The sequence below is a fragment of the Flavobacterium weaverense genome (assembly GCF_003688495.1).
In the GTDB taxonomy this organism is placed as follows: domain Bacteria; phylum Bacteroidota; class Bacteroidia; order Flavobacteriales; family Flavobacteriaceae; genus Flavobacterium; species Flavobacterium weaverense.
This window is the reverse complement of record NZ_REFH01000008.1, coordinates 688,909-702,623: the sequence shown is the minus strand read 5'-3', so window position 1 is coordinate 702,623 and position 13,715 is coordinate 688,909. Positions and strand designations below refer to the sequence as shown.

At 33.2% G+C, this 13,715-nt stretch carries 12 protein-coding genes; 2 read left to right on the top strand and 10 right to left on the bottom strand.

Features of this window, described 5'->3' with window-relative positions:
• Positions 1-167 precede the first annotated feature (167 nt).
• Entirely contained in the window at positions 168-1,730 is a 1,563-nt protein-coding gene (locus tag BC961_RS06685; RefSeq protein ID WP_121925065.1) for an AsmA family protein, read from the top strand.
• An 80-nt stretch (positions 1,731-1,810) separates the two neighbouring features.
• On the opposite strand, the gene kynU is transcribed toward BC961_RS06685, so the two are convergent.
• On the bottom strand, positions 1,811-3,094 hold the full coding sequence (kynU, locus tag BC961_RS06680) for a kynureninase (protein WP_121925064.1): 1,284 nt from the start codon (positions 3,092-3,094) through the stop codon (positions 1,811-1,813).
• Positions 3,095-3,248: 154 nt separating this feature from the next.
• Between kynU and BC961_RS06675 the strand changes: the two genes are divergently transcribed.
• On the top strand, positions 3,249-3,983 hold the full coding sequence (locus BC961_RS06675) for an SIMPL domain-containing protein (protein WP_121925063.1): 735 nt from the start codon (positions 3,249-3,251) through the stop codon (positions 3,981-3,983).
• A 243-nt stretch (positions 3,984-4,226) separates the two neighbouring features.
• On the opposite strand, the gene queA is transcribed toward BC961_RS06675, so the two are convergent.
• The 9 genes from queA to BC961_RS06630 all read right to left on the bottom strand — a co-directional run bounded on the left by queA (position 4,227) and on the right by BC961_RS06630 (position 13,688).
• Positions 4,227-5,276, bottom strand: coding sequence for a tRNA preQ1(34) S-adenosylmethionine ribosyltransferase-isomerase QueA (queA, locus tag BC961_RS06670; protein ID WP_121925062.1), 1,050 nt, complete (start codon positions 5,274-5,276; stop codon positions 4,227-4,229).
• A gap of 192 nt (positions 5,277-5,468) precedes the next feature.
• Positions 5,469-6,686 carry a 3-phosphoshikimate 1-carboxyvinyltransferase gene (locus BC961_RS06665; protein WP_121925061.1) on the bottom strand — a complete coding sequence of 406 codons (1,218 nt, stop codon included), beginning with the start codon at positions 6,684-6,686 and terminating at the stop codon, positions 5,469-5,471.
• Positions 6,687-6,784: 98 nt separating this feature from the next.
• Positions 6,785-7,111, bottom strand: a complete 327-nt coding sequence (locus BC961_RS06660) for a nucleotide pyrophosphohydrolase (protein ID WP_121925060.1) — start codon at positions 7,109-7,111, stop codon at positions 6,785-6,787.
• 2 nt (positions 7,112-7,113) lie between these two features.
• Positions 7,114-8,430, bottom strand: a complete 1,317-nt coding sequence (locus BC961_RS06655; RefSeq protein ID WP_170151292.1) for a type ISP restriction/modification enzyme — start codon at positions 8,428-8,430, stop codon at positions 7,114-7,116.
• A 95-nt stretch (positions 8,431-8,525) separates the two neighbouring features.
• Positions 8,526-8,978, bottom strand: a complete 453-nt coding sequence (gene dtd, locus BC961_RS06650) for a D-aminoacyl-tRNA deacylase (RefSeq protein ID WP_121925059.1) — start codon at positions 8,976-8,978, stop codon at positions 8,526-8,528.
• 43 nt (positions 8,979-9,021) lie between these two features.
• Positions 9,022-9,999, bottom strand: a complete 978-nt coding sequence (gene rsgA, locus BC961_RS06645; protein WP_121925058.1) for a ribosome small subunit-dependent GTPase A — start codon at positions 9,997-9,999, stop codon at positions 9,022-9,024.
• Positions 10,000-10,238: 239 nt separating this feature from the next.
• Positions 10,239-11,321 (bottom strand): bifunctional 3-deoxy-7-phosphoheptulonate synthase/chorismate mutase type II, encoded by a 1,083-nt coding sequence (locus BC961_RS06640; RefSeq protein WP_121925057.1) that lies wholly within the window; start codon positions 11,319-11,321, stop codon positions 10,239-10,241.
• A 137-nt stretch (positions 11,322-11,458) separates the two neighbouring features.
• Positions 11,459-12,310 carry a prephenate dehydrogenase gene (locus tag BC961_RS06635; RefSeq protein WP_121925056.1) on the bottom strand — a complete coding sequence of 284 codons (852 nt, stop codon included), beginning with the start codon at positions 12,308-12,310 and terminating at the stop codon, positions 11,459-11,461.
• Between the two features lie 226 nt (positions 12,311-12,536).
• Positions 12,537-13,688: a pyridoxal phosphate-dependent aminotransferase gene (locus BC961_RS06630; protein WP_121925055.1), complete on the bottom strand. Its 1,152-nt coding sequence runs from the start codon at positions 13,686-13,688 to the stop codon at positions 12,537-12,539.
• Positions 13,689-13,715 lie beyond the last annotated feature (27 nt).

Genomic DNA, 13,715 nt, shown 5'->3' with positions numbered 1-13,715 from the left:
CCTCTTCCATATCAGTTATACAATTATCCCTATTGCTTATATAATTATAAGAATAACTTATATAATTAATGTCTGATCGCTCTTGGCTCTTATAATAGTTGTTATTTTATAAAAGAATAGCTAACAAATATAATTTGGTTCAAAAATACCTCAGAAACAGTAAAAATATGAAGATCTTAAAAAAAATAGTATTGATAGTAGGTAGTTTCATTGTGCTGATACTACTGCTAAACTTTGGTTTGAATTTTTGGCTCAATAGACAGTTACCTAAAGTCATCAATGAAAAAAATAAGACCCCTTACAATATCACCTACAAAAATTTAAAAATTAACCTTCTCTCAAAAAATATTACAGCATCCGACGTTACGATTTCACCAAAAAGTAAATCACAAGACAGCTTAAAAAAGATAGGAATATATGCTACTATAGAATCTATTGAAGTACGTGAATTTAAAATATGGGATCTTGTTTTTAGTGATAGAATTAAAGCCAATAGCATCGAAATTAACACTCCAGAAGTATATCTCTACAAGAACACTCAAAATGCTATTAACAACTCTAAAAGTTTAGGTTCAGATGTTGTCAAGCCCTTCCAAGAAATTATTATCGTATCAAACATTAAATTAAACAAAGGAGAGCTTAAAATAATACATAATCAAAAAAATCAGTCAATTCTAGATCTAAAAAATCTCAATTTGCAAATAGATGGAATCGTTATTACTGACGACATTCTGAAAAACAAAATTCCATTTCAGTATTCTAATTACCAACTTAATGCAGATAGTATTTATTATCGTGTGAGTGAGGACTATCATATCAAAGCAAATGAGTTGATTCTTAACGCTAAAAGTTTAACTGTTAAGAATTTTAAATTAGATCCCGAGTACAGCAGAAAAGAATTTGTTAGCAAGTTAGAAAAGGAGAAAGATCTTTTTACTCTGAATTCAGACATTATTAAAGTCAATACTATTGACTGGGGATTTAAGGACGATAAATTATTTTTTAATGCTAACTCGATTAGGATAAATCAATTAGCCGCTAACATTTACAGGAATAAACTTCCGGCTGATGACATGCGTAAAAAGCCATTGTACAGCAAATTGCTTAGAGATATAAAGTTTCCTTTACGAATAGATACGCTTGCCATACGTAACTCTCTTTTAGTTTATGAGGAAGAGCTGAGTTTTAATAAAGGTCCTGGAGTACTTAAATTCAAAGACTTTAATTTGACGGCAACCAATATTCAAAGTGGTTACGGACTTAAAAAAAATGGCCATGTAAACATTGATATAGATTGTAAATTTATGAAAGATTCGCCGTTCAAGCTAAATTGGAACTTTAATGTACTGGACAAAAATGACAATTTTACAATGAATGGTGTAGTTTCAAATTTAAATACGAACGATTTATACCGATTTACTAAACCTTATATCAATGCCACTACACAAGGGATATTTGATGAGTTAAAATTCACGATAAAAGGAAATGATTTCAACTCTTATGAAAATGCATCTTTGAAATATCATGATTTAAAAGTGACTCTTTACAGAAAAGGCGCGCCCGAAAAAAAGAATAAAATTAAAAGTGCATTGGCTAATTTAATTTTGAAAAATGATTCGGATGGAGAAGTTGTAAAGACAACAGCTACAATTGAACGTGTTCCAGAAAAGTCATTTTTTAACTTTCTGTGGCTTAACGTTGCAGCTGTACTCAAACATATTTTGATATAATAAAAAAACTGATTTAGAAATAATTGCTATTTCTAAATCAGTTTTTTTATTAAATATTCTTTAGATTATTTTAGGAAATTTTATTTCTCAACTTGTAGAATTCCTCTTTTTAAAATTTGACCAAATTCATAAATATCAGCAAAAGAAGTATACAATGGAACTGGCGCTAAACGAATAACATTTGGCTCACGCCAATCTGTTATTACACCATTTTCCATTAAAAAATCAAATAAGCTGCGTCCTTCTCCGTGCAGTAATACTGATAATTGTGATGCTCTCTCAACTGGACTTGACGGAGTAATGATTTCAAAAGTACTGTCCACTTCCTTATCAATTTCTTGAAGAATAAATTCTAAATACGAGGTGATTAAATCTCTTTTCTCAACAATTGAGTCCATTCCTATTTCGTCAAACATTTCTACTGATGCTAAATAGGGAGCTAAGGAAAGAATTGGAAGATTACTTATTTGCCAACCATCAGCGCCATGAACTGGATCAAAAGTAGGTTCCATTTTAAAACGACGTTCTTTATTATGTCCCCACCAGCCGGCAAATCTTGGTAAGTCAGCGTCTTGATGGTGTTTATCATGTACAAAACATCCTGAAGCATTTCCTGGCCCCGAGTTCATATACTTATAACTGCACCAAGCGGCGAAATCTACATTCCAATCATGAAGTTCCATTTTTATATTTCCTGCGGCATGAGCTAAATCCCAACCAACATAAGCTCCTGCTTTATGACCTGCGGCAGTTATTGTTTTCATGTCAAAAACTTGTCCCGTATAATAATTAACTCCGCCTATTAAGACTAATGCTAATTCATCACCTACTTCTTCAATTTTAGCCAAGACATCTTCTGTTCGAATATTATGTTCTCCGTCGCGACGCTTAATTTCTACAATCGCATCTTCTGTTTTGTATCCATGAGAATGAACTTGACTTTGAAACATATACTGATCAGATGGAAAAGCTTTCTCTTCACAAATAATTTTATATCTCGTTTTTGTAGGTCGGTAAAAAGAAACCATCAGCAAATGAAGATTAACGGTAAGTGTATTCATCACTGTAACTTCAGATGGTAAAGCGCCTACAACTTTACTTAAGGGATTAGCAAAACGCTCATGGTAATCCCACCAAGGTTTTTCAGCATAAAAGTGCCCTTCTACTGCAAGATTAGCCCAATCTTCCATTACCTCGTCAACATAAGCTTTTGTACGCTTAGGTTGTAAGCCTAATGAATTTCCAGTAAAATAAATTACTTTCTTATCATTTACCTTTGGAAAAATAAATTCGTCTTGGTATTTATTTAATTTATCTTGAGCATCTAAACGTTGCGCAAATTCAATTGTATTTTCGAAAGTCATGTTGTATAATTTGAATTGTAAAAATAAGAAAAAAGAAAATAGAGGAAAGGAGATTTTATAACGAATAAAAAAACAAATCTAGACTCTTCAATTTAATACTATTATTCTTGGCTTAATAATTGACTACCTTTGATAGAACATTAAATTTATATCTATGCTTAAAAATAGTTTAAACGTTATTATAATCGCAGTAGCTGTTGTAATTTCCTCTTATTTATTTTCGAATGCTTTTCAGAATCGGAATAAAAGTAACGACACTATTAGCGTTACAGGTTCAGGTAAAAAAGATTTCGTTTCTGATTTAATCGTTTGGAGTGGTTCTTTTTCGAAAAAAAGCATGACTTTGAAAGAGGCTTACGCCGAATTAGATTCAGATCGCGAGAAAATAAAAAGTTATTTGTCAGGTAAAGGAATTGCAGCTAATGAGATGGTTTTTTCAGCGGTAAGTTTCAATAAAGACATTGAAACTACTTACAATGAAAACGGGACGACTCGACAACAAATTTTTACTGGATTTAATTTAACTCAAAGTGTAAGTATCCAATCTAAAGAAGTAAATAAAATTGAAGAACTATCTAGGCAATCTAGTGAGCTAATCAATTCAGGTGTTGAATTTTATTCTAATGCTCCTGAATATTATTATACAAAATTAGCCGAGCTAAAGATAAAAATGATCGCTGAAGCTACAAAAGACGCTAGTGTAAGAGCTAAAAGTATCGCCGAAAATGCAGATGCTAGTTTAGGGAATCTTAAAAAATCAGATATGGGTGTTTTCCAGATAACAGGTCAAAATTCATCTGAAGATTTCTCTTATGGAGGTTCGTTTAACACTGCTTCTAAAAACAAAACAGCTAATATCACTGTTCGGTTAGTATATCAGGTGAATTAGATTATTTCTAATCATTTAGAAACTACTGAATAGGTTTAACATTGTAAATTGTGTGAGTGATGGAAGCGGCATCCTTTATTTTCTTGGGAAAGAAAATAAAGATATAGCGTACAGCACGACCCTTGGGGCACACCCAAAAAAAAACTCGCCAATATTGACGAGTTTTTTTTATGCTTTAATTTGATATACCAATTATTGAGAATTTGAAATAAATAATTATTGAGAATCTGAAATAAATTCAGATTAAATAATTAACATAGCATCACCGTAAGAATAGAATTTGTATTCTTTTTCAATAGCATCTGCGTATGCTTTTTTCATTAAATCATGTCCACAAAAAGCAGAAACCATCATTAATAAAGTTGATTTAGGTGTGTGAAAATTAGTAATCATACATGTTGGAATTGTAAACTCATGCGGAGGGAAAACAAACTTATTAGTCCATCCGTCAAAAGGATTCAATGTTTCATGTGATGAAACTGAGCTTTCAACAGCACGCATAGAAGTAGTTCCTACGGTACAAATACGTTTCTTTTTAGCTTTAGCATCATTCACAATATCACAGGCTTCTTGAGTAATTTTCAACTCCTCAGAATCCATTTTATGCTTAGATAAATCTTCAACCTCAACTGGATTAAATGTCCCTAAACCTACGTGAAGCGTAACTTCAGCAAACTTTATTCCTTTAATTTCTAGTTTTTTCAACAAATGTTTAGAGAAGTGCAATCCTGCAGTAGGCGCTGCAACAGCTCCTTCTTCTTTAGCATAAATAGTTTGATAACGTTCCGCATCTTCTGGAGTTACGTCTCTTGAAATGTATTTTGGTATTGGAGTTTCTCCAAGTTCAGTCAATTTATTTCTAAATTCTTCATACGAACCGTCATAAAGGAAACGCAATGTTCTTCCACGAGAAGTTGTATTGTCGATAACCTCAGCTACTAGTGAATCATCATCACCAAAATATAACTTGTTTCCAATTCTGATTTTACGTGCTGGATCAACTAAAACATCCCAAAGTCTTTGCTCAGAATTAAGTTCTCTAAGTAAAAAAACTTCTATTCTCGCACCTGTTTTTTCTTTGTTCCCGTACAAACGAGCTGGAAAAACCTTAGTATTATTTAAGATTAAAACATCGCCTTCATCAAAATAATCGATAACATCTTTGAACATCTTGTGCTCAATGGTTTGCTTTTTACGATCAATAACCATTAGACGCGCTTCGTCCCTGTTTTCAGCAGGATACTCTGCAAGCAATTCTTTAGGTAAATCGAATTGAAAATGTGATAACTTCATTTTTGTTTTTTATTTAAAAGATTAAATTCCCCGGCAAAAAATTGCCACAAATTGTAAACTTGCTTAAGAGTGCAAATATACGACTGTGAGATAGGCGTTGTCAAGTGTTTTGATGTTTAATTTAGAAACAAAGTTAGAAAGTCACAAAATATCAGCAGTTTAGCCCGCAAACATTGAGAATTAGTCTATAGTTTATGAAATAATAAAACCTAAAGTTTTCATATCCTCCCAGAAATCAGGGTATGATTTTGAAACCACATCAGCATTTTCAATTATAATGGGCACTTTTAATGCTAAAGGAGCGAATGCCATTGCCATTCTGTGGTCATTATACGTGGCAATTGTTACATTTTGATTGATTTTATTTGACGCTGCAAGCGTTAAACTATCGTTAGTAACTGTAATATTTGCGCCTAATTTTGTCAATTCAATTCTCAACGCTTCTAGTCTGTCTGTCTCTTTTATTTTTAAAGTGTGAAGTCCTGTCAAATAACAACCAATTCCTAAACCGAGACATGTTACCACAATAGTTTGAGCAATATCTGGTGTGTTGTTAAGCTCCAAGTTTAAATTTTCAGGTTTAAAATTTGGTGTTTTGGTTAAAGATAAAACATTGTTTTTAAAATTTGACACAACTCCCATTTGCTTATAAATTTCAACCAAAGCCGAATCGCCTTGCAAACTATTTTCTTTGTAGCTAGTCAATGAAATAGCAGCCTGATCAGCTAACGCAACCAAACTAAAAAAGTAGGATGCAGAACTCCAATCGGACTCTACAACCATTTCTTTAGAAACTACTTCTTGCTTCGGTAAAACTTTTATTACATTTCCTTCAAAACTAGTTTGGATATCAAGATCATTCAGCAAAGCTAATGTCATTTTGATATACGGAACCGAAGTAATTTCACCTTCCAATAGTAATTCTAAACCGTTTTCTAATTTTGGAGCAATTAACAATAATGCCGAAATATATTGACTACTCACATTTGCAGCCATCGTAACTCTAGATGCTGTGATTTTTTGTCCTTTGATTCGTATTGGTGGATATCCATCTTCCTTTTCATAAGTGATTTTCACTCCTAATTGCGCAATAGCTTCTACTAAAACTTTTATCGGACGTTCTTGCATTCTACTAGAACCGGTTAAAACTACTTCGCGTCCCTCTTGAGTAGCAAAATAAGCACTTAAAAAACGCATCGCGGTTCCGGCATGATGAATATCTATAATTTCATTATTACCTTTTAATGCTTTCTGCATCACTTCACTATCATCTGAATTAGAAGTATTTGATAAAGTTATATTAGGATATAAAGCTTGTAGTAATAACAATCTGTTGGTTTCACTTTTTGATCCAGTAACGGCAATTTGAGCTTTTAAATTAGAATGGTTAGTTTGTAACAGTAAATTCATGTTGTAATTATCAGTTGTGTAGTAGGATTATTTTCGAAATAAATGAAGCGTGCAATTTACCAATAGTGAATTATAATTCATAATTTATGATCTACAAATTACTTCAGTTTTTCGTTGTTTTTGTGACGTTCTTTATCTCTAATTGACTTGAAATTCATCTTTTTGTCAAAAGCGGCTTGTAAATCAATTCCCGTTTGATTTGCCAAACACAAAACCACAAAAACAACATCAGCTAATTCCTCACCCAAATCTTTATTTTTATCACTTTCTTTTTCAGATTGTTCGCCGTAACGACGCGCAATTATTCTGGCTACTTCACCAACTTCCTCGGTAAGTTGTGCCATATTAGTCAATTCATTGAAATAACGGACACCGTGCTCTTTTATCCAATTATCTACGTCAAGTTGAGAGTTCTTTAAGTCCATATTTACTGTATTTCAAAATTATTAATTTGTTGTATTATTCGATTTGCTACAATTAAAGTAGCTATTATTCTTTGATATTGTTTAATATCTTTAGATTCTAGTAACTTACTTTTTCTGTCTGTGAGCCATTTTTGTGCTGGTTGAGAATTTCCGATGTATAGATTCCACACTGCTTCAGGAATATTTACAAAATATTGTGTGTGGTTGATAAATACTTTAACTAGATTTTCATCACTACAATTTCCTTCGATACAATTCCCATGCTCTGCAGGGGTATCCGCCGCAGGCGGACAGGGTGGTATTTCTATTTCATCACAATCAATCTCCCCATAGTTTTCAATAATAAAATTTTCTAAATCCGTCATTGTTTTACTCATATTTTCCAAAACATCTATAACAGGAATTCTGTATGTTTTTAAACCAAATGACTTTAAATAATTTTCTCTTTCAGCATCATGCTTTTCCTTTCCTTCGTGACTTGAACCATCTATTTCGACAACTAAACCTAGCTTTTTTACGTAAAAATCCACAATGTAGTTTCCAATAATTCTTTGACGGTCAAAATCTATTTTGTAAAAATGACTTTTATGAACTTGCATCCAGAACAATACCTCTGACAAGTTGTATGCGTATCGAAGTGCTTTTGCTCTTTCTTTTAATTTTGGGTTGTAAGGTAATGTGGTGATTGTATTGTGGAATATTTTTATGTTTTTGATTGTGAAATGTGGGGGAGTTGTGTTATTTACCACCCCGTCCGCCTGCGGAGGACACCCCTCCAAAGGAGGGGAATTCGAGTTAGTAAATTCCCCTCCTTTGGAGGGGTGGCTGTAGGCCGGGGTGGTATCCTTAATTTTAAATCGTAGATTATGAACCATATTATTCCCATCAGCAGGAAATTGAGCAATATTCCCTTCTAAACATGGACTTTCCAGCAAATTTATTTCTCGCATTTCTCTTCCCAATTTCACCAGCTTCCAAAAATCATCATCAACTTTTGGAAATGGGATTTCAGGAAAATCTTTGGTAAAAGATTTTTGGACTTTTTCTTTAAAAATAGCTGAAAAAGAAACAGCATAAATATAATTCAGAAAATCGGTCGTGTCAAAAACTTGTTTAAAGTCGTCTCTTAACTCGTCATTGTTATTAGCAAAACAAACATTTCCATTTTCTTTTTTTGGAATAAAATCTAGATTTATCTTTTTACTAAAAGTAACAATACTTTCATGATTAAAATCAGGGAGATTAGTCGAGACTAAATCATTAGTATCGGCTGAAAAAATAGCTGAATTTAAATTTTGGATGTATTGTTCTAAAGTCATTGACAATGAATTTAAACAAATGTAAAGAATTGTAAGTAAGATATCTTTAAGAATGATTCTTACTAAATTTCGAGCAGAAAACTAAAATCTCAAACTTATTCTTTATTTTTACTGTCTATCACTATAGTTACCGGCCCATCGTTTATTAAACCAACTTTCATATCAGCGCCAAAAACTCCCGTTTGTACTTTCTTTCCGAGTTCTTTCTCTAGCTGCTTTACAAAATTCTGATAAAGTGGGATAGCAACATCAGGTTTTGAGGCCTTAATATAGGAAGGACGATTTCCTTTTTTAGTATTGGCTTGTAACGTAAATTGGCTTACGACAATTATATCACCTTCGGTATCTTTTATCGAAAGATTCATTACCTGATTCTCATCTTCAAAAATCCGAATATTAGCAATTTTAGCGGTTAGCCAATTAATGTCTTCTTGACTATCGGCATCTTCTATTCCAATCAACACCAGTAATCCTTTGTCGATATTAGCAACTACTTTTGAATCTATTGTTACTGAAGCGGAAGACACTCGTTGGATTACTGTTTTCAAATATTAGATATTAAAGTTTAAATTTGGGGTTTTTAGAGCAATTTTATTCTCTTGTTTTATCACTTATTATTCTGTCTTCATTATGAATATCAGTGCGATAGTTTTCATCATCACCTTCTAGTATTTTTAAGTAACTATTGTATCGAGACCACGGAATTTCATCTCTTTCTAGAGCGGCTTTAATAGCACAATGAGGTTCTTCTTTGTGTAAGCAATTATTAAATTTACACTGCTCTTTCAATTTGAAAAATTCAGGAAAATAGCCACTGATTTCTTCTTTTTCCATGTCAACAATCCCGAAACCTTTGATTCCTGGTGTATCGATAATTTTCGCACCAAACGACAAATCATACATTTCAGCAAAAGTCGTGGTATGTTGTCCTTGCTTACTTGCTTCTGAAATTGTCTTTGTTTTCAAATGTAATGTTGGCTCCATTGCATTGACTAATGTCGATTTCCCTACACCAGAGTGTCCTGAAAACATACTAACCTTACCAATCATTATTTCTTTTAAAGCTTCGATTCCTTTCATTTCAGTCGAAGAAACTCTCAAGCATTTATACCCAATTTGTTCATAAACATGTTGCATATACAATTGCTCATCAAGCGTAGCGTCATCTAAAGTGTCAATTTTATTAAAAACTAAAATAGTTTCTATTCCGTACGCTTCTGCAGTAACCAAAAAACGGTCAATGAAATTAAAAGTTGTTGGAGGATTATTGATTGTAATCAATAAAAAAACACAATCAATATTAGAAGCAATAATATGCATTTGGTGAGATAAATTCACTGATTTTCGAACAATGTAATTCTTTCTCTCGTGAATATTATGAATTGTTCCAGTCACAGTGTCTGAAGATTCCTCGAGTTCATAATCAACAATGTCACCTACCGCTATAGGATTGGTGCTCTTAATTCCCTTGATTCTAAATTTCCCCTTCATACGGCATTCTATAAAATCACCTTGTTCGGATTTTACAGTGTACCAGCTTCCTGTAGATTTATATACGAGTCCTGTCATGTAGGATTTTGATTGAAGATTAACGTCCCGAAAGTGCAGGATCAATTTTTATTTTAATTCTAATGTTTTGCAAAGATAAATGATTTATGATTGAGGAGTGACAATTTTAGAATTATGATTTTATAAGTGACTCTAAATAAAAAATCCCAAAATTATGAACTTTGGGATTTTTTGGAATTCAATGTTTTAAGCACACGAAATCTAAAATAAGAAATCGTTAAAACGCAATTGTGTATGTATTATACGTTAACTATTTTTTCTTGGTGACCAATGCTCTCTTGGTGAATTGCCTTGAACATTCTAAGAACAAACTCTTCTGTCAAACCTTTCTTTTCACCTTCTAAAATCATTTTGCCCAGGATTTCATTCCAACGCGTATTTTGAAGAACCGCAACGTTAGCATCTTTTTTCACTTGACCTATTTGGTCTGCTACTTTCATACGTTTGCCCAATAATTCAAGTAAATTGCCATCTAACACATCGATATTAGCTCTTAGCTTTGTCATTTTTTGAGTGTATTCATCAGAAACATCATCTTGCTTTCTTACTCTCAAATCTTTGAAAATTTGTTTCAATGCATCAGGAGTTACTTGTTGTGCAGCATCACTCCATGCATTATCAGGATCCGTGTGAGTTTCGATAATCATACCATCATAATTTAAATTTAGCGCTTCTTGCGTTACTTCAAGAATCATATCTCTGTTTCCTGTGATATGTGATGGATCAATAATTAAAGGTAAATCAGGAAATTTATTTTGCAAGTCAATTGCAATTTGCCATTCTGGGATATTTCTATATTTAGTTTTTTCGTATGTAGAGAAACCCCTGTGAATTACACCTAATTTTTTAATTCCAGCAGCGTACAAACGTTCTACTCCACCTAGCCATAAAGCCATATCTGGATTAACTGGATTTTTGATCAAAACAATTTTATCAGTTCCTGCTAATGTATCAGCAATTTCTTGAACAGCAAATGGATTTGCAGTCGTACGAGCACCAACCCATAAAACATCAATGTCATATTCTAAAGCTAATTTACAGTGTGCCGCAGTTGCAACCTCAGTTCCCATTAGCAAACCTGTTTCCTTTTTGGCTTTAACTAACCATTTCAATCCAATTTCGCCAACACCTTCAAATCCTCCGGGACGCGTTCTTGGTTTCCAGATTCCAGCTCTAAAAATACTTACATCAGAATCTTTCAATTCGTGTGCAATTTTTAAAACTTGCTCTTCTGTTTCTGCACTACAAGGACCCGCTATTACTAAAGGATGTGTTAAATTGAAATCATCTAACCAACTTCTCATTTCTTTCTTATTTTCCATATTTTCTAAATTTGTCCTTAATTTTACGCTCGTGCCATAGCAGGGAGAGATATTTAGAAGGACTGTTGTTAATTACTTTTATTATGTTTTATTTTTTTAATACAAACTGTTACTTACCACTCAATACTGATCAATACTTACTTGCCCATTCCATTTAAAATTTCTTTTATTCTATTCACACTTTCCATCTCTTCAAAAATGGCGGTGTAATCCTCGTTTACAAGTAAATCTTTAAACTGAGTCAAATTGGAAATATACTCCTCTAAAGTTTTAACAACTTGCTTTCTGTTTTGCTTAAAAATGGGCGTCCACATTGCTGGCGAACTTTTAGCTAATCGCACTGTGCTTTCAAAACCAGAACCGGCCATATCAAATATATCTTGCTCGTGCTTCTCTTTTTGAATAACCGTTTTACCAAGCATAAATGCAGAAATATGGGACAAGTGTGACACATAAGCTATATGTTTATCATGCGATTTAGGTTCCATATAACGAATTCTCATTCCTAATTCTCTAAACAGTCCTAGTGCCTTTTCTTGCAGCTTGAAAGCTGTTTTCTCCACCTCGCAAATAATGTTAGTCTTCCCTTGAAACAAACCTTTTATAGCTGCAGACGGTCCTGAAAACTCTGTCCCTGCAATTGGATGAGTCGCTATAAAATTTCTTCTTTTTGGATGCTCACTAACAGCTTCACAAATAGGTAATTTAGTAGAACCAACTTCAAAAACGATAGTGTTTTCTCCAATTGAATCTAACACCGTTAGCAAGAGAACCGTCGCCACATCTACCGGAACCGAAACTATCACAAAATCAGCTGTTGCTAAATCTTCCATTTTTCCAGGCTCGTCAATAATCCCAAGCGCCATTGCTTCTTGCAAATGTTTTTCACTACTATCAATCCCAAATATCTTGGAATTAGGTTGTAGCGCTTTAATGTCTAAAGCCATCGAACCACCTATTAAACCGATCCCTATTATGTATGTTTTCATTTTATATTTTCTATATTATCCTAATTTTTACTAGGAGCTATTTCCTGCTATCCGCTGCAATCTTTTATTTCCGCCGTGGCGGACATAAAAGGATTTTCACTACTATCAGGGCTAGAATGTTTTGCCCTTTAAGAACATTCTTCTTTACTAAATCGTTGTCAAAGTTTGAAAATTTGACAAAGAAGTCTGTTATTCATTATAAGATCCTCCGAAATAAATCGCTTCTCTAAGTTGTGAATCTATCAATTGCTTCTTGAACTTTTTCTTCAGTTACACACAATGAAAATCTTATATATCCTTCACCATTACTTCCAAAAATAGTACCCGGTGTTATGAAAATTGATTTTTCATATAATATCCCATCAATGAACTTTTCTGCTGATTTTATACCGTCAGGTAATTTTGCCCAGACGAATAGCCCGACTCCTTCTTTATAAACTTTGCATCCTAATTTCTCTGCTAGTTCCTCAGTCAGCACTCTTCTTTTTCTATAAATCGTATTAATATCTTGAAACCAAGATGAATCACTCTTTAAAGCTTCGGTTGCACCTTTCTGAATTGCAAAGAACATTCCGCTATCCATATTACTTTTCACTTTCAAAACAGCATCAATAAATTTAGCATTCCCTAAAAGCATTCCTACTCTCCATCCCGCCATATTGTATGTTTTGCTTAACGAATTTAGTTCTAAAGCCACTTCTTTCGCACCTTCAACTTGCAGCAAACTCATCGGTTTATCATTCAAAACAAAACTATACGGATTGTCATTTATTAGTAAAATCTTATGTTTCTTAGCGAATGCCACAAGTTTTGAAAACAACTCTAGACTACCTCGAGCTCCAGTAGGCATGTGCGGATAACCTATCCACATAATTTTAACTTTCGATAAATCTAACTTTTCCAAAGCTTCAAAATCGGGTTCCCAATTTGTATTTTCTTTTAAATCATAAAAAACTGGTACTGCACCAACTAGATTAGTAACTGAAGTATAGGTTGGATAACCTGGATTCGGAATTAAAACATGATCTCCTTCATTCAAGAAAGCTAATGAAATATGCATAATACCTTCTTTAGAACCCATCAATGGCAAAATTTCATTAACTGGATTTACAACAACATCATAATTGTTTTTATAGAAACTAGCCATTCCTTCGCGTAATTCTGGCAAGCCCTGATAACTTTGATATTGGTGCGCATTGTTATCTTGCATTGCTAAAACTAGAGCATCAACCACTGCTTTTGCAGGCAATAAATCTGGACTTCCAATTCCCATATTGATAATGGGTTTCCCTTCAGACGCTAGTTGTCTTACTTCTCTCAATTTTGAAGAGAAATAGTATTCTTCGACTGTATCTAAACGTTTTGCTGTTGTAATCATGTTTTTATTTTAAATCTTTATTCCTTC